Annotated in this window: 24 protein-coding genes; 21 read left to right on the forward strand and 3 right to left on the reverse strand. The window is 48.3% G+C overall.

Going from position 1 to position 23,732, the window contains the following annotated elements; all coding sequences use genetic code 11:
• Positions 1-21 precede the first annotated feature (21 nt).
• Entirely contained in the window at positions 22-1,386 is a 1,365-nt protein-coding gene (locus tag J5W02_RS12330) for a radical SAM protein (RefSeq protein ID WP_219966005.1), read from the reverse strand.
• 236 nt (positions 1,387-1,622) lie between these two features.
• Between J5W02_RS12330 and J5W02_RS12335 the strand changes: the two genes are divergently transcribed.
• The 10 genes from J5W02_RS12335 (at position 1,623) to J5W02_RS12380 (ending at position 13,198) form a co-directional block, all read left to right on the forward strand.
• The gene (locus J5W02_RS12335; RefSeq protein WP_219966006.1) at positions 1,623-3,077 is read left to right on the forward strand and encodes a UDP-N-acetylmuramoyl-L-alanyl-D-glutamate--2,6-diaminopimelate ligase; all 1,455 of its coding nucleotides are present in this window, start codon (positions 1,623-1,625) and stop codon (positions 3,075-3,077) included.
• Between the two features lie 5 nt (positions 3,078-3,082).
• Positions 3,083-4,444: a UDP-N-acetylmuramoyl-tripeptide--D-alanyl-D-alanine ligase gene (locus tag J5W02_RS12340; RefSeq protein WP_255575739.1), complete on the forward strand. Its 1,362-nt coding sequence runs from the start codon at positions 3,083-3,085 to the stop codon at positions 4,442-4,444.
• A gap of 250 nt (positions 4,445-4,694) precedes the next feature.
• Complete coding sequence (locus J5W02_RS12345) at positions 4,695-6,122, forward strand: C40 family peptidase (protein WP_219966007.1); 1,428 nt, start codon at positions 4,695-4,697, stop codon at positions 6,120-6,122.
• Positions 6,123-6,488: 366 nt separating this feature from the next.
• Positions 6,489-7,637 carry a spermidine/putrescine ABC transporter ATP-binding protein gene (potA, locus tag J5W02_RS12350; protein WP_219966166.1) on the forward strand — a complete coding sequence of 383 codons (1,149 nt, stop codon included), beginning with the start codon at positions 6,489-6,491 and terminating at the stop codon, positions 7,635-7,637.
• Positions 7,634-8,452: an ABC transporter permease gene (locus tag J5W02_RS12355; RefSeq protein ID WP_219966008.1), complete on the forward strand. Its 819-nt coding sequence runs from the start codon at positions 7,634-7,636 to the stop codon at positions 8,450-8,452. The genes potA and J5W02_RS12355 overlap by 4 nt, the downstream gene beginning before the upstream one ends.
• Positions 8,449-9,261 carry an ABC transporter permease gene (locus J5W02_RS12360; protein WP_219966009.1) on the forward strand — a complete coding sequence of 271 codons (813 nt, stop codon included), beginning with the start codon at positions 8,449-8,451 and terminating at the stop codon, positions 9,259-9,261. Before J5W02_RS12355 ends, J5W02_RS12360 begins: the two co-directional genes overlap by 4 nt.
• Positions 9,262-9,264: 3 nt before the next feature.
• The gene (locus tag J5W02_RS12365) at positions 9,265-10,467 is read left to right on the forward strand and encodes an ABC transporter substrate-binding protein (RefSeq protein WP_255575740.1); all 1,203 of its coding nucleotides are present in this window, start codon (positions 9,265-9,267) and stop codon (positions 10,465-10,467) included.
• A 218-nt stretch (positions 10,468-10,685) separates the two neighbouring features.
• Positions 10,686-11,918, forward strand: coding sequence for a SpoIVB peptidase (gene spoIVB, locus J5W02_RS12370; protein ID WP_255575741.1), 1,233 nt, complete (start codon positions 10,686-10,688; stop codon positions 11,916-11,918).
• A 119-nt stretch (positions 11,919-12,037) separates the two neighbouring features.
• A complete protein-coding gene (spo0A, locus tag J5W02_RS12375; protein WP_219966010.1) occupies positions 12,038-12,823 on the forward strand; it encodes a sporulation transcription factor Spo0A in 786 nt (261 codons plus the stop codon).
• A gap of 102 nt (positions 12,824-12,925) precedes the next feature.
• Positions 12,926-13,198 (forward strand): hypothetical protein, encoded by a 273-nt coding sequence (locus J5W02_RS12380; RefSeq protein ID WP_219966011.1) that lies wholly within the window; start codon positions 12,926-12,928, stop codon positions 13,196-13,198.
• A 9-nt stretch (positions 13,199-13,207) separates the two neighbouring features.
• Here J5W02_RS12380 and J5W02_RS12385 read toward each other — a convergent pair whose 3' ends face one another.
• Together J5W02_RS12385 and J5W02_RS12390 are read right to left on the reverse strand one after the other, a co-directional pair.
• Positions 13,208-13,378 carry a hypothetical protein gene (locus J5W02_RS12385; RefSeq protein ID WP_219966012.1) on the reverse strand — a complete coding sequence of 57 codons (171 nt, stop codon included), beginning with the start codon at positions 13,376-13,378 and terminating at the stop codon, positions 13,208-13,210.
• A 104-nt stretch (positions 13,379-13,482) separates the two neighbouring features.
• Positions 13,483-13,962, reverse strand: a complete 480-nt coding sequence (locus J5W02_RS12390; protein ID WP_219966013.1) for an acyl-CoA thioesterase — start codon at positions 13,960-13,962, stop codon at positions 13,483-13,485.
• A 206-nt stretch (positions 13,963-14,168) separates the two neighbouring features.
• On the opposite strand from J5W02_RS12390, the gene ispD reads away from it, so the two are divergent.
• The 11 genes from ispD to whiA all read left to right on the forward strand — a co-directional run bounded on the left by ispD (position 14,169) and on the right by whiA (position 23,720).
• Entirely contained in the window at positions 14,169-14,873 is a 705-nt protein-coding gene (gene ispD / locus J5W02_RS12395) for a 2-C-methyl-D-erythritol 4-phosphate cytidylyltransferase (protein ID WP_219966014.1), read from the forward strand.
• Positions 14,873-15,343, forward strand: coding sequence for a 2-C-methyl-D-erythritol 2,4-cyclodiphosphate synthase (gene ispF / locus J5W02_RS12400; RefSeq protein WP_255575742.1), 471 nt, complete (start codon positions 14,873-14,875; stop codon positions 15,341-15,343). Before ispD ends, ispF begins: the two co-directional genes overlap by 1 nt.
• 60 nt (positions 15,344-15,403) lie before the next feature.
• Entirely contained in the window at positions 15,404-15,631 is a 228-nt protein-coding gene (locus tag J5W02_RS12405; RefSeq protein ID WP_255575743.1) for a DUF3343 domain-containing protein, read from the forward strand.
• On the forward strand, positions 15,628-16,764 hold the full coding sequence (locus tag J5W02_RS12410) for an aminotransferase class V-fold PLP-dependent enzyme (RefSeq protein WP_219966016.1): 1,137 nt from the start codon (positions 15,628-15,630) through the stop codon (positions 16,762-16,764). The genes J5W02_RS12405 and J5W02_RS12410 overlap by 4 nt, the downstream gene beginning before the upstream one ends.
• An 85-nt stretch (positions 16,765-16,849) precedes the next feature.
• On the forward strand, positions 16,850-17,734 hold the full coding sequence (gene cdaA / locus J5W02_RS12415) for a diadenylate cyclase CdaA (RefSeq protein WP_219966017.1): 885 nt from the start codon (positions 16,850-16,852) through the stop codon (positions 17,732-17,734).
• Entirely contained in the window at positions 17,731-19,008 is a 1,278-nt protein-coding gene (locus J5W02_RS12420) for a CdaR family protein (RefSeq protein ID WP_219966018.1), read from the forward strand. Before cdaA ends, J5W02_RS12420 begins: the two co-directional genes overlap by 4 nt.
• 180 nt (positions 19,009-19,188) lie before the next feature.
• Positions 19,189-20,154: an HPr(Ser) kinase/phosphatase gene (hprK, locus tag J5W02_RS12425; protein WP_219966019.1), complete on the forward strand. Its 966-nt coding sequence runs from the start codon at positions 19,189-19,191 to the stop codon at positions 20,152-20,154.
• 33 nt (positions 20,155-20,187) lie between these two features.
• Positions 20,188-20,928 (forward strand): phosphatase, encoded by a 741-nt coding sequence (locus tag J5W02_RS12430; RefSeq protein WP_219966020.1) that lies wholly within the window; start codon positions 20,188-20,190, stop codon positions 20,926-20,928.
• Positions 20,929-20,999: 71 nt separating this feature from the next.
• Entirely contained in the window at positions 21,000-21,911 is a 912-nt protein-coding gene (gene murB / locus J5W02_RS12435) for a UDP-N-acetylmuramate dehydrogenase (RefSeq protein WP_219966021.1), read from the forward strand.
• A gap of 9 nt (positions 21,912-21,920) precedes the next feature.
• Positions 21,921-22,781 (forward strand): RNase adapter RapZ, encoded by an 861-nt coding sequence (gene rapZ, locus J5W02_RS12440; protein ID WP_219966022.1) that lies wholly within the window; start codon positions 21,921-21,923, stop codon positions 22,779-22,781.
• An 18-nt stretch (positions 22,782-22,799) separates the two neighbouring features.
• The gene (whiA, locus tag J5W02_RS12445) at positions 22,800-23,720 is read left to right on the forward strand and encodes a DNA-binding protein WhiA (protein ID WP_219966023.1); all 921 of its coding nucleotides are present in this window, start codon (positions 22,800-22,802) and stop codon (positions 23,718-23,720) included.
• Positions 23,721-23,732 lie beyond the last annotated feature (12 nt).

The raw sequence follows: 23,732 nt of genomic DNA on the forward strand, positions 1-23,732 counted from the left end.
AGCCTTTTCTATATAGGATTTTCAGCCCGCGTTTTCCTGTTCGACGGGATGAGATTCCTCCCAGAGCTTTTCCGCGACCGGTGCCCAGTTTTCCGCGGCGTCAGCGCATTTGGCGCTCAGTTCCTCAACATCTTCGGGATGTGTCATGTCCGTGGATTTCGCGCCGGATTTGTGTACGATGTCGGTCAGCCTGCCCGGATTGTCAAGCAGGGGGCAGGGACGCAGATGATTTTCGTTGAAAGGCTGGTTTTTGCGGTACTGCATGAACAGCGGGGACTGGTACGCTTCCAGAAGTGTTTTGTCTTTGATGTTGGAGTCGGCGTAGTGGATAAACGCACACGGTTCTATATCCCCATTTGCGTTAATATGAAGGTAGCAGCGTCCGCCCGCAATGCATCCCTGTACATACTCGCCGTCGTTCCAGAAGTCCATGGTAAACAGCGGCTTTGTTTGCCGGAATTTGCGGATTTGGTGATACATGAATTCTCTCTGCTGTGCAGAGGCCATCAGCTCTGGTACTGCGTCGGCCCCGACCGGCATATAGGTAAAGAACCACGCAAATTTCGCACCCTTTGCGATCATGTCGTCAAAGTATTCCTCACTGCCGATTACATCTGTGTTTTTGCTGGTGTAGCAGCAGGAAATGCCGAACGGAAGTTTTTTCTCCTTCAGAATTTCCATTGCTCTGACCACTGCCTGGTAAGTGCCTTCTCCGCGGCGGAAGTCGGTGGCTTCTTCAAAGCCCTCTACGCTGATTGCGGGTACAAAGTTTTTGACCCGCAGCATTTCGTCCGCAAACGTCTCGTCAATGAGCGTGGCGTTTGTAAAGGCGAGAAATTCACAGTCGTTATGCTTTTCGCACAATTTGATGATGTCATTTTTACGCACCAATGGTTCGCCGCCGGAATATATGTACATATAGGTGCCGAGTTTTTTCCCCTGCTCGATGATACTGTCGAGCGTTTCAAAGCTCATGTTCATCTTATTGCCGTAATCCGCCGCCCAGCAGCCCTTGCAGTGGAGATTGCACGCGGAGGTGGGGTCCATCAGAATGGCCCACGGGATGTTGCAGTCATATTTATCTTCGTTCTGTTTTTTACGCTGACAGCCTACGATAGCGGAATTAATCAGGAAATTCTCAAACATTTTTTTCCTGACACCGGAATCAATATCGTCATAAAGGCTCATAATCAGTTTGTACCAGTTGTTTTCCGGGTTTTTCAGCGCTTCTTCAACCAGATCATAAGCGCTTTGATAATAGTTTTCTTTATCAAATCTGCGTACCCAGTTTAAAACCTTCGGTACGTTTTCCTCGGGATTGCTGTCCAAATAGCTCAGTGCTTTTTTTAGCCCGTAGGCTTCCAGTTTTTCATTTACAGTTCCCATTACGCATTGCTCCCTTTCATAGTTTGAAGTGCGGGTACGCTGTTTGACAATATGTTAACATGTTCGGGTACGGATGTATCTATACAAAACGGTGCCACAGTCCAATAATCATACACAACGGGGAAAGTGTCCTATAGCCCCGATGCAGGTTGCTTATCGGCTAATCTAATTGACTTTGCCAATGCTTTATTGTATCATCAGAAGAGTTTCTAATTTATGGATACGGAGGCTGGATTATGCAATTAAAAAATATGCTGGAAGGATTAAAATATACCTGCTCCGGCAGTGTGAATATGGAAATTACCGATATTGTCTACGATTCGCGCAAGGTGGTCAAGGACTGCGTGTTTGTCTGTCTTTGCGGCTCGTCCGTCGACAGCCACGACTTTGCGCAGCAGGCGGTAGATGCCGGCGCGGCAGCCGTTGTTGCGCAGCGCCCGGTAACCGTGCGGAACGCAGCGCTGATTACGGTGGAAAATACCCGCTACGCCATGGCGGTGATGGCGGCGGCCTTTTTCGGACACCCCGCCGATCAGATCCGGGTGGTAGGAATTACCGGCACGAAGGGGAAAACGACGGCTTCCTATATGATCCGTTCGATCCTTGAGGCGGGCGGGATCAAAACCGGGCTGATCGGAACCATCGGGACGGTTATTGGCGACGAAGTGATTCAGACGAACAATACCACGCCGGAATCCTACGACGTGCAGCGTTTTTTGCGCCTGATGGCGGACAGCGGCTGCAAAGCGGCCGTCATCGAAGCCTCTTCCATCGGACTTAAGGATCACCGCGTATCCGGCTTTGCTTTTGACATCGGTTTATTCACCAATTTTTCGCCCGATCATATCGGCGGCAGTGAGCATAAAACGCTGGAAGAATACATGCAGTGCAAGAACATGCTCTTTAAACAGTGCCGAACCGGGATTATCAATATTGATGATGAAAATTATCCGGGAATTATAGAGGGCCATACCTGTAAGATCGAGACCTACGGATTTTCTCAGGAAGCCGGTCTGCGTGCGTGCAATGAAAAGCTCATATCGCGTCCCGGTTATCTTGGCGTTCACTTTGACCTCTGCGGTCAGCTTGATTTCGGCGTGGATGTGGATATTCCCGGCAGATTCAGCGTTTACAACGCGCTCGCGGCGGTTGCTGTCTGCCGCCATTTTGACGTAACCCCGCAGGCGATTGCACAGGGGCTGAACACCGTCAAAGTCAAAGGAAGAGTGGAACCGGTCAAGGTTCCCGGAAATTATACGCTTCTGATCGATTACGCGCACAATGCGCTGAGTATGGAAAATATATTGGAAACCCTTCGTGAGTATCAGCCGAACCGTCTGGTCTGCCTGTTCGGCGCGGGAGGAAACCGTGCGCGCTCCCGCCGCTACGAAATGGGAGAAGTCAGCGGAAAGCTTGCCGATCTTTCGGTCATTACCGCGGACAATTCCCGTTTTGAGGATGTCATGGATATTATTGAAGATATCAAAGTCGGAATTGCAAAGACGAACGGAAAATATGTGGTGATTCCCGACCGCAAAGAAGCGATCAAATACTGTATGGAAAACGCACAGGACGGCGATATTGTTGTTCTTGCGGGCAAAGGCCATGAGGATTATCAGGAAATACAGGGCGTCAAATATCATTTGGATGAACGCGAGGTTATTGCGGACATTATTGATGGAAAAATATAGGTGATATGATGAGAATGAGAGTTGGAGAGATTGTCGCAGCCTGCGGGGGGAAACTGCTCTGCGGTGATCCCAATACCATTATTACGTCGGTCAGCACCGACAGCCGAAAAATCCAATTCGGAACCCTCTTTGTCCCGATTGTGGGGGAAAAGACGGATGCCCATTCCTTTATCAGCGCGACTTTCGCGGCGGGAGCCGCCGCAACGCTGACACAGGAGCACGACGGGATGAACGACACTCACGCGTGGATCCGTGTGCAGAATACGGAGCAGGCTCTGCAGAGAATCGCCGCCGTTTACAGGAAACAGTTTCATATTCCGTTTGTCGGGATTACGGGAAGCGTAGGAAAAACGACCACAAAAGAGATGGTTGCCCTTGCGCTTTCGGGTTCGCTCAATGTAATGAAAACCGAAGGCAATTTCAACAGCCAGATTGGACTCCCGCTGACTATGTTCAATGTTGCCGACCGGCATCAGGCTGCCGTGGTGGAAATGGGAATGAGCAATTTCGGCGAGATGAGCCGTCTTGCGCAGGTTGCCGCACCGGACTATGCCGTTGTAACCAATATCGGTATTTCCCATATAGAGCAGCTGAAAACGCAGCAGAACATACTCAGTGAAAAGCTGCATATCACCGATTGCTTTCACAAGGATTCCATCCTGTTTTTAAACGGGGACGATCCCCTTCTGGCGGGACTGCGCGGGAAACCGGGAATTAGAATCTCATGGTTCGGAACCGCTCCCTGGTGTGATTTCCGTGCCGAAAACATTCGTTCCGCGGAATCATCCACGCAGTTTACTTTTCTCATGCCGGGTGCATCTTACGAAGTGACGCTTCCCGTACTTGGCCTTCACAATGTCACCAATGCGCTGGCCGGACTGGCCGTTGCCAAAACGCTCGGCGTGCCTATGGAAAAGGCCATTGCAAAGCTGACGGAGTACCGGCCTCTTGCCATGCGCCAGCAGATTCATCACATCAACGGGATTACGGTGATTGACGATTCCTACAACGCCAGCCCGGACGCGATCAAAAGCAGTGTGAATGTCCTTTGTGAATTCCATACGGGTAAACGGATTGCGGTACTGGCGGATATGCTGGAGCTGGGTGATTTTTCCAGACAGGCGCATTTTGATGTTGGCGTGTACGCTGCCCGCACCGGCGTAGATCTGATTTTGACGGTCGGCGAGCGGGCCAGAGAAATTGCCGAAGGGGCGCACAGTGTCAATCCGGGCTTTGCCTGCTATTCCTGTGGGGACAACACAGAAGCAATTGCAAAACTGAAAGAATTGCTGACTGGGGGAGATGTGGTGCTGGTTAAGGGTTCCCGTGGGATGAGAACTGATCAGATTGTGAAATCCCTTCTGTAAAATGATTTTCTATAATAAGGCGGCGGATATTCCGTTGCCTTTTTTACATTATTGGGATGATAATTAATTAACAATTTTATGTTGAAAAATCTGTCTTGAATTGTGAATTTTTTCATAATTCTGCCCTTTTCCTGTTGCGTTGTGTGAAAACTTATGATAAAATGTTACTAATTTGTAATATATGTAACGAATGTGTATCATTTTTATAAGCAGGAAGTAAAAATAACGGAAGTGCAGCAGGAGGGTAACAATGAAAAAGGGGTTCGGATTTGTTTCAGCGTTCATCGCCGTAGTTCTGGTGGCCATACTTTCCATGAATGTCTCTTCAGCCGTCAGTGCGGCAGACGCGAAAACGGGTGCCGGTCTTTCCGAGCATGTCCTCAAAGCGTATAAGGAAGGGTGGAAATACCGTGCGGGCGGATACGGCCAGTTTTCCGGCGGAGTGCGCGGTACCGACTGTTCCGGTCTGATTAAGTCCTACCTGTGGTGGACCGGTGATTCCAGTGATCCCAGACCCAGCCTGGTTTCCGTAGCGGGCAGCTCTGGCGGGATGCTCGACTCTGCCAGTTCAAAAGGCAAAATCAATTATTCCGATTCCTCCTCACTGCCGCGAATCCACGGGCTGATCCTTTATCAGCCGGGGCATGTCGGCGTTTATGTCGGCAACAACATGGCGGTGGACAACCGTGCAACGGGCGTCAATATAAAATATGAGCAGGTTTTCGGACGGAATACGCCGAAATGGACCATGTGGTTCAAACTGCCTCAGATTACATATCCTACCACTGGCTTTGTTACTTTTAACGGCCAGAAATATTATTATGAAAACGGCCAGTATGTTGTAAGTACCACCCGAACAATTTCCGGCGTGACCTATACGTTCGGCGCTTCCGGCGCAATGACCGCTTCTTCCGCTGCGGCGGTGCAGAGTGCGGCCGGTACTGCGAATGGGAATACCGGTTCCTTTATAACGCTTCAGGCAGATTCCAAAGGAGCTGACGTTGAGAAGCTGCAGCAGCGTCTGAAGGATCTTGGGTATTATTACGAGTCGGTAAATAACTATTATGATTCTTGTGTGTCTGACGCTGTCTGCGGGTTTCAGAGCGCGGCGGGACTGACTTCCACCGGAATTGCGGATCAGGCGACGCAGGCAAAGCTGTTTGCTTCCGGCGCTGTGAAAAACCCGGAGCCGGGAACCATTACCCCCGGCATGCATTCTTCCCTGGTACTTTCTTTACAGAAAAGGCTGATTGCGTTAGGCTATATGATCGGCGATCCGACTATTTATTACGGTGAACTGACCAAAAAGGCTGTTCTGGCGTATCAGAAAGCTGCCGGTCTTGCTCAGACCGGAGTTTTGGATCAGGCTGCCCTGACCGTCCTGTATTCAGACACGGCAGTGAAAGCCCCGGCGCCGTCTGCTTCTTCCGTTGCGGAAAAGAATCTTTCTTCCTCTGTAACCGAAGAAAGCAAATCCCAAACAGTGGTTTTCAGAAACATGCTTCCTGCAGTTAATGCTGCTGCGGCCGAAAAAAACACGGCGGAAACCGCCGCTCAAAACGGTGATACGGCGTTCAGTGTCGTACTGCTTTCGGTGTTTCTGTCCGGTGTCTTTATGACAGGGAAAAGAATTCTGAGTATGCGGAAAAAAATGGCAGTGGCTATTGTCAAAAAATAAAGTACACTCAATAATATTATTGCAATCCCGCAGGGTACTGCGGGATTTTTTCATCCATTTAGCAATTATTTTGTACGGCGAAAAACAGAGTATTTCAGCGGAAATCAGAGGAAAATTAATTAAATTCATATATAATTTGAAAAATCAATAGAAATTTGATGAAATATTCAAAAAAATCTTGACAAACCATGTTTATACCACTATATTTGATATGTTGCGTTTGCATCTAATTCTATATTCGGCGACGCTTCACTGCCGCAGTCAGCAATGACCGCGAAAAATCCTTTGCGGAGGGCAGTGGCAACGGCGTGGCTGGGATTGCGTTTAACCGCTTGGCTTAACGTAACTAATTTTACCGCAAAGGGGATGCACTATTTGGGAAATCCATCTATCATTTCATTGAACAACATCGCAGTATCGTTTGACGGAGAAATTGTGCTGAAGGACTTTAACCTCAGCATCAGAGACGGTGAATTTGTCACCCTGCTCGGACCTTCCGGCTGTGGAAAAACTACAACCCTTAGGATCATCGGCGGCTTTGTCAAACCTGACACAGGCGATGTTTTTTTCAATGGCAAAAAAATCAACGATCTTCCGCCGCATAAAAGGGAGGTCAATACCATCTTTCAGAAATATGCCCTGTTTCCGCATCTGAACGTCTATGACAATGTCGCGTTCGGGATGAGGGTACACGGCAAGAGTGAAAGCCAGATTAAAACCACAGTAAAGGAAATGCTCAATCTTGTTAACTTGAACGGTTTTGCGCACAGAAATGTCAATCTGCTTTCAGGCGGTCAGCAGCAGCGCGTCGCCATTGCAAGAGCGCTTGCGAATGAACCGAAAGTTTTGCTCCTTGACGAGCCATTGGGTGCGCTGGATTTAAAACTGCGAAAGGATATGCAGGTCGAACTTAAAAAGATACAGCAGCAAACCGGCATTACCTTTGTTTTTGTCACCCACGACCAGGAAGAAGCGCTTTCCATGTCCGACACCGTCGTGGTGATGGATAAGGGAGCCATTCAGCAGATCGGCTCTCCCCGTGATATTTACAACGAGCCGAAAAATGCTTTTGTTGCTGATTTTATCGGCGAAAGCAATATTCTTGACGGCGTTATGCATAAAGATTACCTTGTGGAATTTGCGGGTCACCCCTTTAAATGCGTGGATAAAGGCTTTCAGCCGGACGAGCCGGTGGACGTGGTCATCCGTCCTGAGGACATTGACGTGGTGGAACCGGATACAGGACATTTGACCGGCGTTGTCACCAGCGTGACCTTCAAGGGCGTTCACTATGAAATTATCGTAGATGTGAGGGGTTTCAAATGGATGATTCAGTCGACTGATTTTCAAGAGGTCGGCAAAAAAATAGGAATGCTGCTTCAGCCCGATGATATTCATATCATGCACAAATCGGAATATTCCGGTATGTTCGGCGATTACAGCACGTTCAGCGATGAGATGGACGAGGACAGTCAGCCTCTGCCCGAAGAAGGGGAGGTTGAGAATAAAGAATGAAAGCAAAATCAGCTGCGGCTCCTTATGCTGCGTGGATGTCCATCTTTATTATTGTCCCGATGATTCTGGTGGTCATTTTTGCGTTCACCGATAAAAGCGGTGCGTTTACCTTGAAAAATATCGCCGAAGTCGGCCAGTACTCCAACGTGTTTCTGCGTTCTATCTGGCTGGGCGCTCTGGCTACCGTGATTTCTCTGGTGCTGGGGTATCCGCTCGCTTATATTATTTCCCACATCAGCGCACGCAGACAGAGTATGATGATTATGCTTGTCATGCTGCCCATGTGGATGAACTTTCTGCTCCGTACCTACGCATGGATGACTCTTCTGGAGGACAACGGCATCATCAACAGCCTTCTTGCCTCTTTCGGCATTGGCAAGCTGCATTTAATCAATACGCAGGGCGCGGTCGTACTCGGCATGGTTTACAACTACATCCCATATATGATCCTGCCGCTCTATTCGGTACTGACCAAAATTGATTCCAGCGTGATTGAAGCGGCACAGGATCTTGGCGCCAATCAGGTAAAGGTATTTTCAAAAGTTACATTCCCTATGAGTATGCCCGGGGTTATTTCCGGAATTACCATGGTTTTTGTGCCCGCGGTCAGCACCTTTATTATCTCCAAAATGCTTGGCGGCGGTGCTAATTTGATGATCGGCGACCTGATCGACATGCAGTTTTTGGGAAGTGCGTACAACCCGAATCTGGGTTCCGCCATTTCTCTGGTGCTGATGGTGCTGATTCTCATCTGCATGGGAATTATGAACCAGTTTGACGACGGGGAAAGCAATGGAGGAGGAATGATGATATGAAAACAATTTCAAGAATTTATTCCGCTATCCTGTTTTTATTCCTTTATGCGCCGATTTTTGTTTTGATTGTGTTTTCCTTCAATAATTCCACCACCATGAGCCGTTCGGTCTGGTCCGGCTTTTCATTCAAATGGTACGCGCAGCTGATTCAGGACGGAATGCTTTTGAATGCGCTGAAAAATACGCTGATTATTGCGGTCGTGGCAGCCATTATTTCCACCGTGCTGGGGACTGCCGCAGCCATCGGCATCAACGGCATGAACAAATGGATGAAGCGCATGGTGATGAATGTGACCAACCTGCCCATGGTGAATCCGGATATTGTTACCGGCGTTTCGTTGATGCTGCTTTTCGTTTTTGTCGCGAAAAGCATGGGAAATGTATCACTTGGAATGTTTTCCCTGATCCTTGCCCATATTACTTTTTGTCTGCCCTATGTGATTTTATCGGTGATGCCGAAGCTTCGCCAGATGGATTCCCATCTGTACGAGGCGGCTCAGGATCTGGGGTGCAGCCCTGCTTTGGCTTTTTTCAAAGTCGTTCTGCCTGAGATTGTACCGGGCGTTGTTACGGGCATGATTATGGCTTTTACCCTTTCCATTGATGACTTTGTTATCAGCTATTTTACAAGCGGAACCACACAGACACTTCCTATTTTTATTTATTCCATGACAAGAAAGAGAATCAGCCCGGAAATCAACGCACTGTCCACACTCCTGTTCGGCACAATCATGGTGCTGCTCATCATTGTCAATTTCCGTCAGTCAAAGGATAAAAAGGCGGAAGAAAACCTGATGGAGGAGGCGTAAGATTTGAAAAAAACGATTGCAGCTCTGGCAGCTGCCGTACTGCTGGCTACCTCTGTCAGCCCATTGGCGTTCGCATCCTCGGAAGAACCCGAGCAGCCCGCGGTACCGAACACTGGGGTGACCATCAATGTTTACAACTGGGGAGAGTATATCTCGAACGGCGTTGACGATACGCTGGATGTCAACAAGGAGTTTACCAAGCGCACCGGGATTAATGTGAACTACACCACGTTTGACAGCAACGAATCCCTTTATTCAAAGCTTGCCAACGGCGGAGCAAACTACGACATTATCATTCCTTCGGATTATATGATTTCCAAGTTAATTGACGAGGGAATGATTGAGAAGCTGGATTTCAGTAACATTCCGAATTTCCAGTATATTGACGAACAATTCCGCAACCAGAAGTATGACGAGACGAATGCGTATTCCGTGCCCTATACATGGGGCGTGGTCGGTATTTTTTACAACAAAAAATATGTAAAGGAGCCGGTAGACAGCTGGAAAATCCTGTGGGACAAAAAATATGCGGGGAAAATCCTGATGTTTGACAACCCGCGCGATTCCTTTGGTATTGCACAGAAAATTCTCGGTTATTCCTACAACAGCACAAATGTGGAAGAGTGGGAGAACGCGGCCAAGCTTTTAAAAGAGCAGAAGCCGCTTGTCCAGGCCTATGTAATGGATCAGATTTTTGATAAAATGTCCAGCGGCGACGCATGGCTCGCGCCGTATTACGCCGGGGACGCCGCCACCCTTGTGGAAGATAACCCGGACATCGGTTTTGCGATTCCGACTAAAGAAGGAACCAATTTCTTCGTGGACGCAATCTGTATTCCTACCGGCGCTCAGCACAAAAAGGAAGCCGAAGCATATATCAATTTTCTCTGCGACCCGGAAATTGCTGCCGCAAATATGGATTATATCGGATATTCCACGCCGGAGACAGCTGCAAAAAAACTGTTGCCTGAGGAAACTGTCAACAATCCCATTTATTATCCGGAAGAGTCGATCCTGAAAAAATCGGAGACCTATGTAAATCTTCCAGATGATACCAATATGTTATTGGATACCCTCTGGGCGGAAGTGAAAATGGGCGGCCCCGGCCAGACCGCGACACTGGTTGCCGTGCTGCTGGGATTCCTTTTACTCTACATCGGCATTGTGATTTATAAAAAAGTAAAAGTAAAACGAGAACTGCAGTAAAAATGCATTTTTAAAATTAAAATCATAAAAACCCGCGGCACTTGGTTGCAGCGGGTTTTTGCGATTTAATCCCATCTCATGTAAATCAAGGTATTTTTCTCCTAAAACAGCCTGATTGGAGAAAATAATTCCAAATAGTCCCAATATTCAAGAGAATTGTCATAATATTTTCACCGCCCCGTGGCAGATTAATAGTGCGGCGCAAGGGAGGTGAAAATTTGAAAAAATTTCTGAAAGGATTCACCGCATTCGCAGCTGTCCTGACTGTTTTGTATGCCGTCAGTATCGGCATGGCTGATTATTTCACACCTGATTCCTATAAAATTACTGCCGGAAGCAGTCTGCAATGGGGTTCGGACGCAATTACGGCGGTGGCCGAAAATGGCGCCGATATTTCCACCGGCGTATGCTCATCACCAAATAGAAGCTACAAGGCAAAACTAATGCTCTATCATGTTTTACCCATTAAAACGGTCAATGTTGACGTTGTCAAAGAAACACTGCTGGTACCGTGCGGCACACCGTTTGGAATTAAAATGTTTACCAACGGCGTTGTCATTGTCGGTGTGGCAGACATCACCACTTCCTCCGGAACTGTAAATCCCGCGGCAGTCGCGGGGTTAAGGGTAGGGGATATCATAACGGAGGTAGACGGGATAAAAGTTAACACTAACGCGGAGATTATCGACGCCGTTTCCGGCAGCGAGGGGAAAAGCCTCGTATTTACCGTTAACCGGGAAGGCGAAAGCTTTACAACAACCGTGCAGCCTGCAAAATCCGAGGTCGACTCCGTTTACAGGGCCGGCGTATGGCTGCGCGACAGCACCGCAGGAATCGGTACTCTCACTTTTTACAATCCCGTGACAAGATCTTTTGCCGGTCTGGGCCACGGCGTCTGTGATACGGACACCAACGAGCTGATGCCGCTGCTGAACGGTGAGATCGTTCCGGTTACAATCAGCGGAATTACCAAAGGCGAAAAAGGAAATCCGGGAGAATTACGCGGCTACTTTGCTACCGACACCGCAATGGGCACGCTGGACGCCAATGTACCGGCCGGCGTTTACGGTACTTTGAACACCGCCCCCAAAGGGGAAGCGCTTGAAGTGGCTATGAAACAAGAGATCAAACAAGGTCCGGTCAAAATACTTTCCACTATAGATGGTGGCAGGCCACAATACTTTACAGCAGAAATTGAAAAAATTGACTATCGTGAAAATATACAAAGTAAAAATATGGTTTTGCACATTACCGACAAAAACCTTTTGAATGCGACCGGAGGCATTGTGCAGGGAATGAGCGGCAGCCCAATTATCCAAGGCAACAAAATCATCGGTGCCGTCACGCATGTTTTTGTCAATGATCCGACACGAGGATATGGCATTTTTGCTGAAAATATGCTGTCGGTTTCTCAGAGTATTGGTTCAAGTGCAAAAGAAAAGGCTTCTTAAATTTACTGCGACACCTTTATATTTCCCCTTTATAGCAAAAAATATTTTTACAACCTATTGCCATTTTTTCCAATATATGGTAATATAACGTTAAATTAAATCTATTAGGGGGACTCAGAATGGAAAAGCGTATCAAACTTCTCATAGCAAATGACAGTGCAGAATTTAACCGTGATTACGGTCGAATTTTTGAACAATCAGGCATGGAAATAATCTATACGCAGAAGGATGGCATGAAATTGCTCGAAAAAATAGAGTCAGTCCATCCCGATGTCGTACTTGCTGATTTGTTTATGCCCCGTCTGGACGGTATAGGTGTGATGAAGGCGACGCAGGCAAAAGCTCCGGACATAGGGCCGATGTTTGTAATTATTTCCAATTTTACCAGTCCTGCTTTGGAGCGTGAAGTGATGATGTCGGGGGCGGCTTATTTTGCGATTTCCCCCTTTAACGCCGCTGACTTGTCTGACAGAATCATTCAGTTGTGTTCCCTTTCCGGTTTAACCCAAAAAGCGCCGGTCAGGCAGCAAACGCCTGCCGCGGCGGAGCCGTCGCTTGAGATTCAGGTGACTGAAATACTCCATCAGATAGGAGTCCCTGCACATATTAAAGGATATCACTATTTACGCGACTCAATTATTATGGCAATAGAAACACCGGATATTATCAATGCGGTAACCAAACAGCTTTATCCCAGTGTCGCAAAGCAGTATGATACAACAGCTTCACGCGTAGAGCGTGCGATTCGTCATGCAATAGAGGTGGCGTGGGATCGCGGTGATGTGGATATTCTCAATTCCTATTTCGGTTATACGATTCACAATACACGCGGAAAACCAACCAACAGTGAGTTTATCGCCATGATTAGCGACCGGCTCAGACTGCACATGAAGAGCGCAAGCTGATTTTCACTTTTAGATTCTTATGGACTCCTTTACTTTATCGGATGTGAATTTGATTCTGCCTTTAAAGTAAAGGAGTTTTATTTAACTTAGGCGGTGAATGCGATGAAACGTAAAATTTTGATATTCGGAATCATCTTGTTTATGCTTCTGCTGAATTTTTTCGGATGTAAAAACTCTGTGCCGCAAAACACGGCAAGCAAAGCAGTTGATGCCGGGAACCAAAGCAAAGTACCGGATAATCTGAAACTGGTCAGTTTAACCAAAATTGACGCGGACGATATTTTGTATGTTTACGTCGATCAGGCTTATCATACGGAAGTTTATATCTGTAAAAACATAAAATCAAATACGGTCAGCATATCTACAAACAAATAAAAAGGTGGATCAGTTCGATCCACCTTTTTGATAATCAATGACATTTGTAAAATCAATGGCCAAATCATCCGGTTCTCCTGCCAACAGGTCCGCTTGAACATCTTTGGGTGATTTCCCGCGCAGGGTAATCTTTTCTGCGCTGAAGGAACTGTCCTTCTGTTGGTCCGGCCAGTTTACCATACCCTTCACTCCTTTCGGTTTACAGGTTTAGTATAACTCCGAACACAATTATTCATTCATAAAGTTGCAGAAAAAAATAGAATCGGAAAATGAAGCTGTAAATCTCAATACGCTTCCAACCGGCGTTGCTGGCGCAGTTTACGCCGCTTTTCACCGGATTCCCATTCCATTTTTTCCTGGAATGTTTCGCAGATCAAACCCGGAACAGCGGTGGGCTTTTCATCTTTGTCAAGTGCCACAAGAACCAGGTACGCTGTGTTGACAAGCTTACGCTGCCCCGACAAATCCTCGGAAAAGCTGTCGACACGTACCTCCATGGACGTCGTTCCCACAAAGGTGATTTTTCCGTGTAAAACCACCAGATCCGTTGCGTAGACAGGCCTTTTGAAACGCAGAGTATCTATTTCCGCCGTGGTGACATTGCGGTTGGAGTGTCTGCGCGCCACAACGCCCGCGACAATGTCAATCCAGGAAGCAAGCTGGCCCCCAAAAACACGTCCCTGTCCGTTCAGGTCGTTTTCAAAAACAACCTGTATCTGTTCCGTTTCAGAATCCGACACTTTTTTTGCCGGTAACTCGCTCATAGTTTCACCAGTCCTTATCTCAGTTTATACATTCAATATAACCTAAGATCCGGCAAAATACAATAGATAAGATTCCTGCGAAAGAATTGTTAACACAGTTTTAATTTTTCAATTAGTGACAGGATTGTAATTGCGTACCGGAGAATAAAATATTATAATTATAACCATTCGATTAAAATTCGATCAAAAAGGAAGGAATGGATCAAATGGGACTAAAGCCTCACTGCTGTGCCGTTGTAGTTGCCGCTGGAAATTCCACCCGTATGGCTCTCGGCTTTTCAAAGCAGTTTGTTTCACTGTGCGGGGTGCCCGCCATTGTGCATACTCTTTCCGCTTTTGATGCCGCCGAGTTGATTCAGTGCACGGTTGTGGTTTGCAGAAAAGAAGATATAGATCAGATTCAACATGAGATTCAGGAATATAAAATCCAGAAAGTAACGGCTATCACCGAAGGGGGAACGACCCGGCAGCAGTCCGTTGCGGCCGGAATTTCGGCAGCGCCGGACGACGCCGCTTATTTTGCCATTCATGACGGCGCAAGGGCGCTGATTACTCCCGAAGAAATCAACGTTTCCGTGGAAGATGCCTTTGAGTGCGGCGCGTCCGCGCTTGCAGTTCCCGTCAAGGATACCATTAAGATCGTTGGGAAAAATAACTATATTGTTTCCACTCCGGAACGCTCCACGATGTGGGCGGTTCAGACCCCGCAGGTTTTTGAGCGCGGATTGTACCTTCGGGCAATGAAGCAGGCGGACAAGGACGGGGGAGACTATACGGACGACTGTCAGCTTGTGGAACATATTGGCGTAAAAGTGCATTTGTGCATGGGAACATATAAGAATATCAAGCTGACCACCGTTGAAGATCTTGAAATTGCACAGGCCGTCTTAAAAAGCAGGGAGGTTGAGTGATGAGAATTGGTCACGGCTACGATGTACACCGGTTGACAGAGGGAAGAAAGCTGATTTTGGGCGGAGTGGAGATCCCGTATGAAAAGGGGCTTCTGGGCCACTCAGACGCAGATGTGCTTGCCCACGCCATCGCCGACTCGCTTCTGGGCGCTGCGGCCCTTGGCGATATTGGAACTCATTTTCCGAATACGGACCCTGCGTTTAAAAATGCGGACAGCCTTGTTCTGCTTTCACGCGTATGTACAATTCTTGCACAAAAGCATTATAAAATTGGGAATGTTGATGCCACGGTGATTGCACAGGCGCCGAAATTAAAGCCCTATATTCAGTCCATGCGGGAGAGAATTGCCACTGCATGTGGGGTTTCCGTCGATCAGATCAGCGTAAAGGCTACCACCGAGGAAAATCTGGGCTTTACCGGCTCCGGAGAGGGAATCGCGGCACACGCGGTATGTCTTATTGAGTCATAATCAATAAGCAAAAGGCATGTTTCCGGCATACTCTGTAATAAAAACAGAGAGGTGATTATCATGGGCAAACCGATGATTTTGATTAGCTCGATCACTTATGCCATGAAGAGCCGCGATATCTTATTCAGCTACGGTATCAAAGCGTATGTTGAAAGAAAATCGGGCGGCAACACAGCCGGCTGCGGTTATAGTATATATGTTCCCGACCGAACGGATGAAGCAGAGAGAATATTAAGAGATGCAGGAGTTAAAATTCTTGGACGCGCGGAAAGAGACGGGTCTTCATGATTTATCTTGACAATGCCGCGACTACGTATCCAAAGCCGAATTCCGTTCAAAACGCGGTCAATACCGCCCTGAAAAAATATGGAGCGAACCCCGGGCGTGCCGGCCACAGCATGTCGCTTGCAGCGGCTGAGGAAATTTACCGCTGCCGTACGGCAGCAGCCGGCTTTTTTAATGCGCCGGGTCCGGAGTGCGTTGCATTTACACTGAATTGTACGCACGCGCTGAACTATGTGATAAAAGGATTGCTGAAGCCGGGTGACCATGCGGTGGTATCCTGCCTTGAGCACAACGCCGTGATGCGGCCCCTTCAGAAGCTGATGGAATCCGGAGTGACCGTTACCAGAGTACGGGTTTTCCCGGGTGACAACGATGCCACTGTGGACGCTTTTCGAAGCGCACTCCGGGAGAACACCAAACTGATTGTCTGTACGCACGCATCCAATGTCTGGGGGATCCGTCTGCCCGTGGAGCGAATCGCCGCTTTGGGCCATGTTTACGGTATCCCGATTGCCGTTGACTGTGCGCAGTCGGCGGGCATACTGCCGATCGACATGGCAGACAGCGGTTTTGACTACCTATGCGTTGCCGGCCACAAAGGACTTTACGGCCCAATGGGAACCGGTATGCTGATTACGCCGGACGGCTCTGAGCTCAGTACGATGATTGAGGGCGGAACCGGCACGAATTCTATTTCTCTCGACCAGCCGCAGACAATGCCGGACCGCATGGAAAGCGGTACCCAGAACATGATGGGTATTGCCGGACTGCGGGCGGGAATCGAGTTTGTAAAAAGCCGCGGGGTCAAGACAATTTATCAGCATGAAATGTCACTTGTCCAAAATTTATACAGGCGGCTGGCGGAAATGAAAAATGTAAAGCTGTATACCCCTGAACCCGATGCACCGTATTACGCACCGGTGCTTTCCTTCAACGTAGGCGATATTCCCAGTGAAACCATTGCGCAGAAACTGAATGACAGTGGCATTGCGGTGCGTGCGGGCCTGCACTGCTCGCCGGCCGCCCACGACTTTATGGGTACCCTTACTCAGGGCGCGGTGCGCGTTTGTCCATCCGCTTTCAGTAATTTGGGCGAAATGAACAATTTTGTCGCTGCTTTACGGAAAATAATCTGAAAATAAAGATAAAAGGATTGCATATCAAATTATATATGTTAAAATTATATGGGATGTGTTTTATTCTAATGGAAGGAAGTAAGTTATGGATGTCGTTGTAACCATATGGAATTCGTTTATCGGTATTGTGAAACTGTTTCGTGTTTCCGATGCGTTAGACGTCATTCTGGTTTCCTTTATTATATACAGTGGAATAAAACTGGTCCGTGAAACAAGAGCGGAACAGCTGATTAAAGGAATTATCGTGCTTCTGGGTGTGTGGGGTGTGTCCTATGCCCTGAAGCTTTATATGATGAAAAATCTGCTGACCTATTTCTTTCAGTTCAGCGTCATTGCCATTATGGTCGTTTTTCAGCCGGAAATCCGGCGCGCACTGGAGCAGATAGGACGCAGCGGAATGGGGAATAAGCACTGGTTTTTCGGCGCTTCGTCGGATGATCTGGAAACGCTCCGGCAGCAGAACCTTCGGGGAATGAATGCCGTTGTGGATGCCGCGGCGGTTCTTCAGAAACAAAAGACCGGCGCCCTGATTGTGATTGAAAGACAGACAAAACTGGGCGATATCATTGATACGGGTACGGTGGTGAACGCCATTCCGTCTTCGCCGATTATCTGCAATATCTTTTTCAATAAGGCTCCGCTTCATGACGGCGCCATGATTATGCGTGACGGTATGCTGTATGCCGCGGGCTGTATTCTGCCGCTGACAAAGAGCGACAGCGTCAGCATTGAGCTTGGTACCCGCCATCGCGCCGCTATCGGTATGAGTGAGAACTCTGACGCCGTTGTGGTTGTGGTGTCCGAAGAAACGGGTCAAATTTCTGTTGCGGTTAACGGCGTGCTTACACGCAATTATACCCGTGAAACGCTCAAAAGCGAGCTGGAGGGCCTGATTCTGGTTCATGAGACGGAACCGGGCGAAAAGCGCCAGAGCATTATCCCTTCGATCAGGAGGGCAAAAAAGAAATGAAGCATGTAAAATTCAATGTTGGCCGTTTATTTTACGATGATAAATTTGTCATGCTGTTTTCCGTACTGTTTTCCATTATGCTGTGGGTTTTTATGGCCAGCGGAAATACGGAAGAATTTCCAAGACAGATTACCGATGTGCCGGTTGTTATCAGCCTTTCGGATTCCGCGCAGGAAGACGGGCTAAAGGTGTTCAGCCCGGTGGAACAGACAGCGACCGTTTCCATTAAGGGCAACAGCCTGATTGTTAATCAGATCAAGGCTTCCGATATGCAGGTCGTTGCGCCTTTAGCGTCCACCATCACCAGTCCCGGAAACTATACGTTTAATCTGTCGGTGCAGAAAAAGGGGACTCTTTCCGACTACGAGTGGGTCTCCATTTCTCCAAGTCAGGCGATTATTACGGTGGATCGGTATGCGGAAAAAACGTTTACTATCCAAAATGATATTAAGTACAAATCCGGCTATCAGTCGGACCCCTCTTTCTTCGTCAGCGCGCCTACTTTCAGCAGCGACACGGTTACTATTTCGGGTCCCGAAAAGGAAGTCTCACAGATTAACAAAGTGTCCGTGCAGTACGAAATCAGCGACACATTGAGAGAGTCCAAGAGCTTTACGACGGATCTTGTTATGTACGACGCAAACGGAAATAAAATTACCAGCAATAAATTGAAGATGAGTGAGCAGAAAGTGGATGTCACCATTCCTGTCCTGGCAAGGCAGGTGCTGCCCCTCAGTGTCAGCTTTACCAATCAACCGCTTGGACTGTTGCTTACCTCTGACCAGATAGCGATTGATCCTCAGAGCATTGAAGTAGCCGGCCCGCAGGATGTGCTTGCCAATTTAACGGAGATCAGTCTTGCTCCGCTGGACTTTTCGGGGATCAGCCCGACAAGAAATTCCTTTGATGTAAATGTGACCCTTCCGGCAACCTGTAAAAACCTTAGCAATGTTCCGGTTGCCAAAGTTACGCTGGATCTGAGTTCCATGACGACAAGGCAGATGGTTGTCAGCAATTTTGCCGTTAAGAATCTTGCTTCCGATAAAGCAGCCAACGTTTATACGAAAAGTCTGACGGTTACGGTCGTAGGGCCGGAAAGTGAGATTTCCAAACTGACGGAAAACAGCCTTTCCGCCCAGATTGATATGTCTGGCAAGGAAAATTTCACCGGACATACGGAAATGCCGGTCAGCATCAGCGTAGGAAATTCCGTCAGTACCTGGGTTTACGGAAGTTATATGGCCAATATCGGAGTCACGTCCAAAAACGGATAGCTATGATACGAGTGATAATCGCCCCCGGCTTCAGAAAAACTGCGGCCGGGGGCATTCCATGTTTGTATCAAATAATCTTTCCGGCAGAAATTACAGGATATTATTTAATTATTGACTTTAAACTTTTCGCCGGTTGAGATATAATGAATATATCATAAAAATAGGGAAGCAGGTGTTTTTTTGACTAGCAATTTTACGGTGCCTCTGTCCAAGGTAATCAGCGAATTGGCGCTGGAAACGATTTATATGCCCGGAGACGCTGGAAAGATTTTGATTTCTTCCACGGACGTGAATCGACCGGGACTGGAACTGAACGGGTTCTATGATTATTACGATACCAGACGGATTATAATCTTCGGCAATGCGGAGGCTTCCTTTTTAAGGTCAATTTCTTCGGAAAAACGCAGCATGGTTCTAAACGAAATCTTTTCTCAAAAGCCGCCTGCCGCCATTATTGCGCGCAGCATAGAACCGATGCCGGAACTGCTGAATGCCGTAGAATCCAATGAAATACCCCTTTTAACTACCCCGGAGACAACCTCCAGCCTAGTTGCTTCCCTTGTCTCTTTCATGAATGTGGAGCTGGCTCCGCGGATTACGCGTCACGGGGTGCTTGTTGAGGTTTACGGCGAAGGAATCCTTCTGGTCGGCGACAGCGGCGTCGGTAAAAGTGAAACCGCCATTGAACTGATTAAGCGCGGCCATCGGCTGATTGCGGATGACGCGGTGGAAATCCGCAAAGTGTCCGCAAAATCACTTGTCGGACAGGCTCCGGATAACATTCGGCATTTTATTGAACTGCGCGGCATAGGCATTATTAACGCACGCCGCATTTTCGGTATGGGTGCCGTCAAGCTGACAGAGAAGATTGACATGGTGATTAACCTGGAAATCTGGGATAACAACAAGGTTTACGACCGCATGGGAATTGACAGCGAATACACGGAAATCCTTGGGATCAAGGTTCCGGTGCTGACCATTCCGGTCAAACCGGGCAGAAACCTTGCCATCATCATTGAAGTTGCCGCTATGAATAACCGTCAGAAAAAGATGGGCTACAACGCGGCACAGGAACTGATGCAGAATCTGGGCATGGATATTTCCGTGCTGCAGGAATCAGAGAAAAAGCTGGATCTGGATTTTTAATTTGAAATATGGAAATAAAAACAGGGAGTAAACATGAATATCATTGCAGATACACACACGCATACAATTGCATCCACACACGCCTACAGCACGTTACAGGAAATGGTACACGCAGCGTATTTAAAGAAGCTTTACGCAATTGCTGTCACCGACCATGGGATCACGATGCCGGGTGCGCCGGGCCGCTGGTACTTTCATAATTTGCGGATCATTCCTCATCTTCTGGAAGGGGTGCTTGTCCTGCGCGGACAGGAAACCAACATCATTGATTTTGACGGCAATATCGATATTGAGGCGGACTGTGTCGGTACGATGGACTGGGTGGTTGCTTCCATCCATGCGGAAGCGATTCCGAAGGAAAGGCCGACGGTTGAAGAAGTCACAAATGCGTGGATGAATATTGCAAAAAATCCGCATATTAATGTTATTGGACACAGCGGTACAAACAAATACCGTTATGACTATGAATCCGTTATTCCGGAGTTCGGCCGGCAGGGAAAACTGGTGGAGCTGAACGAAAGCAGCTTTTTCGGGAGGGAATCCTCCATTCCCAACTGCAAAAGAATTATGGAAATCTGCAAAAAACGCGGCGTTCCCATTATTGTCAACACGGATTCGCACTTTTCAAGCCTGGTGGGCTGTTTTGACCACTCGCTGGCGCTTCTGGATGAATTGGATTTCCCGGAAGAGCTGGTGGTAAACTCCAGCACTGAGCGCTTTCAAGCGTATCTCAGAGAGTATTCTCAAGTTTTCAACGATCCGTTATTGCAGTAGGAAATCATATCGAACGTCAGAATGGCCTTACATTCTGCTGAATGCTACGATTGAAATAGCCGGAGGAAACAATGAATCATTTAGAACAGCTTGCCCTGGAAGCGGAAAATCTGGGATGCAAAGTCAGCCGTAACGAGCCGATGAGCCGTCATACCACCTTTAAAATCGGCGGACCGGCGGACTTGTTTATTACGGTGTATACCCGTGCGGAGCTGCAGAAGCTGTACCATGCGGCAAACGAGCTGAACGTACCCCTGATGCCCATCGGCAACGGGTCCAACATGCTCGTGAGCGACAATGGAATACGGGGAGCGGTCATTGCGCTGGACGGCGAATTCCGTGAGATTAAGCAGAATGCGGACGGAACGGTTTCCTGCGGCGCCGGAGCGTCTTTGGCGGGAGCCTGCGTATTTGCCAGAGAGCATTCGCTGACCGGCCTAGAGTTCGCGTGGGGCATTCCCGGAGCGGCGGGCGGGGCGGCGTTTATGAATGCCGGCGCCTACAATAAGGAAATGAAGAGCGTGCTTGTCGCCTGTACTCATGTTACAAAGGACGGGCAGATCGGCACCCTTTCCGGTGAAGCGCTTCAGCTGGGTTACCGGCACAGCGCATACACCGATAACGGCTGCACGATCCTGTCACTCAGACTGGGTTTAAAGCCGGGCGACAAGGATGAAATAGCAGCGGAAATGGATGACCTTTACAGCCGCAGAAAATCAAAACAGCCGCTGGAGCTGCCAAGCGCCGGAAGCGTGTTTAAAAGGCCGGAAGGCCACTTTGCCGGTTCGCTGATAGAAGGCTGCGGCCTGAAAGGCAGGGCAGTGGGGGGAGCGATGGTCAGCCCCAAGCACGCGGGCTTTATTGTCAACACCGGAGGAGCAACCTGTCGGGACGTAACGGAACTGATTAAGATCATTCAGGACACTGTTTACCAACAAACGAATGTGATGCTGGAATGCGAAGTAAAAACCATTGGCTGTTAGGGAGGAAATATGGAGTTCTTAATTATTACGGGCCTTTCGGGCGCGGGGAAATCCCGCGCCATTGACGCGTTGGAGGATATTGGGTTTTATTGTGTGGATAATATTCCCCCTAAACTGATTATCGCTTTTTATGAAATGGCCAAACAGGCAAAGGGCACCCTTTCCCGAGTAGCGGTGGTCACCGATATTCGCGGAGGGGACATGTTCTCCAGCTTGTTTGAAACGCTGGATCAGATGAAAAGCGAAAATAAGGAATATAAGATTCTGTTCTTGGACGCCAATGATTTTGTGCTGATGAACCGTTTTAAAGAAACCCGCCGAAAGCATCCTCTGGTGGAAAACTGTCTTGGTTCGCTGGAACAGGCCGTCAAACTGGAGAGGGATGTCTTAAAGCCGGTTCGCGAATGTGCGGATTATATCATCGATACCTCGTATCTTTCGCCCGCACAGCTGAAGGAACGCATCTCGAGCCTGTTTTTAGGGGATTCTTCGGACGCGCTGATGATTCACTGTGTTTCCTTTGGGTTTAAGTACGGGATTCCCGCGGAATCCGATCTGGTTTTTGACGTGCGCTGTCTGCCCAATCCTTACTATGTTGAGGAGCTGCGCAATCTGACCGGGCTTGACGAGCCGGTACGCAGCTATGTGATGAAATGGGAGCAGACACAGGGCTTTATCGAGCGGTTTCTGAATTTGATTGATTACATGATTCCGCTTTACTGCAACGAAGGAAAAAGTCAGCTTGTAATCGCAATCGGCTGCACCGGCGGGCATCACCGCTCCGTTGCGCTGGCACAGCTTTTGTACAATCATCTGCTGGAACAGAATATGAGGACAAGCGTAAACCATCGAGATATTCAAAAGCAATAAGATCGGGAGCGTACGAAAATGTCATTTGCCTCTGAAACGAAAACAGAACTTTGTCAGGCTGTGCCGCAGAATTCCTGCTGCCGAAAAGCGGAATGCTACGGCATGCTTTTATTCGGTCGCAGCTTTTCCGGAAACTCCGTTTCTCTGACCACCGAAAACAGTTCCGCCGCTCACAGGGCGGCGCAGCTTACCGCGGAAACCGTGGGGGTGTTCGTAGATATTTCCACCTCTCTTCTGCGCCGCAAGGAACGAAAAAGCGCCTTTACCGTTTCCGTATCCGGCGACGGCCAGAGAGAAACCGTGCTTGCGTACTTCGGTCACACGGACAAGGAAATTCATCTGCGGATTAACCGTGCCAATATGGAGAATGATTGCTGCGCCTGCGCGTTTTTGCGGGGCGTTTTTCTTTCCTGCGGCACCGTTTCCGACCCACAGAAGGACTATCATCTGGAGTTCGTGGTGCCTTTTATGAATCTTGCGAAAGATTTATCTTCCTTTATCAGCGAAATCTATGAACTGGATCTGCAGCCGGGTCTGCTGAACCGAAAAGGCTCCTATGTGGTTTATATTAAAGGGAGCGAACATGTAGCGGATTTTCTGACCTATATGGGCGCCGGAAAAGCCGCCATGAGTCTGATGCAGACAAAAATGCTCAAAGAGGTTCGCAATAACGTAAACCGAAAAACGAATTTTGAAACGGCCAATCTTGACAAAACCGCGTCGGCGGCCGCCGAGCAGATTGTTGCGATCGAAAAAATTATCCGTTCGGCGGGCGGACTGTCCACTTTGCCGGAAGAATTGCGGGAGCTTGCGGTGCTGCGCTGCCGCTATCCCGAAATGTCGCTGCGCGAGCTTGGAGCAATGCTCTCTGACCCGCTCAGCCGGTCGGGAGTAAACCACCGTTTACAGCGCATTATGGATATTGCAAGAGTGCTATAACGAAACTGACAG

Origin of the sequence: Caproiciproducens faecalis (genome assembly GCF_019448085.1) — a bacterium.
In the GTDB taxonomy this organism is placed as follows: Bacteria; Bacillota; Clostridia; order Oscillospirales; family Acutalibacteraceae; genus Caproiciproducens; species Caproiciproducens faecalis.

Coding starts and splice junctions, on each gene's coding strand:
- J5W02_RS12355 (WP_219966008.1), top strand. CDS start 7,634: ATGAAAGCAAAATCAGCTGCGGCTCCTTATGCTGCGTGGATGTCCATC.
- murB (WP_219966021.1), top strand. CDS start 21,000: ATGAATCATTTAGAACAGCTTGCCCTGGAAGCGGAAAATCTGGGATGC.
- J5W02_RS12420 (WP_219966018.1), top strand. CDS start 17,731: ATGAAGCATGTAAAATTCAATGTTGGCCGTTTATTTTACGATGATAAA.
- J5W02_RS12340 (WP_255575739.1), top strand. CDS start 3,083: ATGATGAGAATGAGAGTTGGAGAGATTGTCGCAGCCTGCGGGGGGAAA.
- whiA (WP_219966023.1), top strand. CDS start 22,800: ATGTCATTTGCCTCTGAAACGAAAACAGAACTTTGTCAGGCTGTGCCG.
- ispF (WP_255575742.1), top strand. CDS start 14,873: ATGAGAATTGGTCACGGCTACGATGTACACCGGTTGACAGAGGGAAGA.
- J5W02_RS12405 (WP_255575743.1), top strand. CDS start 15,404: ATGGGCAAACCGATGATTTTGATTAGCTCGATCACTTATGCCATGAAG.
- J5W02_RS12345 (WP_219966007.1), top strand. CDS start 4,695: ATGAAAAAGGGGTTCGGATTTGTTTCAGCGTTCATCGCCGTAGTTCTG.
- J5W02_RS12390 (WP_219966013.1), bottom strand. CDS start 13,962: ATGAGCGAGTTACCGGCAAAAAAAGTGTCGGATTCTGAAACGGAACAG.
- J5W02_RS12380 (WP_219966011.1), top strand. CDS start 12,926: ATGAAACGTAAAATTTTGATATTCGGAATCATCTTGTTTATGCTTCTG.
- J5W02_RS12430 (WP_219966020.1), top strand. CDS start 20,188: ATGAATATCATTGCAGATACACACACGCATACAATTGCATCCACACAC.
- cdaA (WP_219966017.1), top strand. CDS start 16,850: ATGGATGTCGTTGTAACCATATGGAATTCGTTTATCGGTATTGTGAAA.
- J5W02_RS12410 (WP_219966016.1), top strand. CDS start 15,628: ATGATTTATCTTGACAATGCCGCGACTACGTATCCAAAGCCGAATTCC.
- spo0A (WP_219966010.1), top strand. CDS start 12,038: ATGGAAAAGCGTATCAAACTTCTCATAGCAAATGACAGTGCAGAATTT.
- J5W02_RS12330 (WP_219966005.1), bottom strand. CDS start 1,386: ATGGGAACTGTAAATGAAAAACTGGAAGCCTACGGGCTAAAAAAAGCA.
- potA (WP_219966166.1), top strand. CDS start 6,489: ATGCACTATTTGGGAAATCCATCTATCATTTCATTGAACAACATCGCA.
- ispD (WP_219966014.1), top strand. CDS start 14,169: ATGGGACTAAAGCCTCACTGCTGTGCCGTTGTAGTTGCCGCTGGAAAT.
- rapZ (WP_219966022.1), top strand. CDS start 21,921: ATGGAGTTCTTAATTATTACGGGCCTTTCGGGCGCGGGGAAATCCCGC.
- J5W02_RS12385 (WP_219966012.1), bottom strand. CDS start 13,378: ATGGTAAACTGGCCGGACCAACAGAAGGACAGTTCCTTCAGCGCAGAA.
- J5W02_RS12360 (WP_219966009.1), top strand. CDS start 8,449: ATGAAAACAATTTCAAGAATTTATTCCGCTATCCTGTTTTTATTCCTT.
- J5W02_RS12335 (WP_219966006.1), top strand. CDS start 1,623: ATGCAATTAAAAAATATGCTGGAAGGATTAAAATATACCTGCTCCGGC.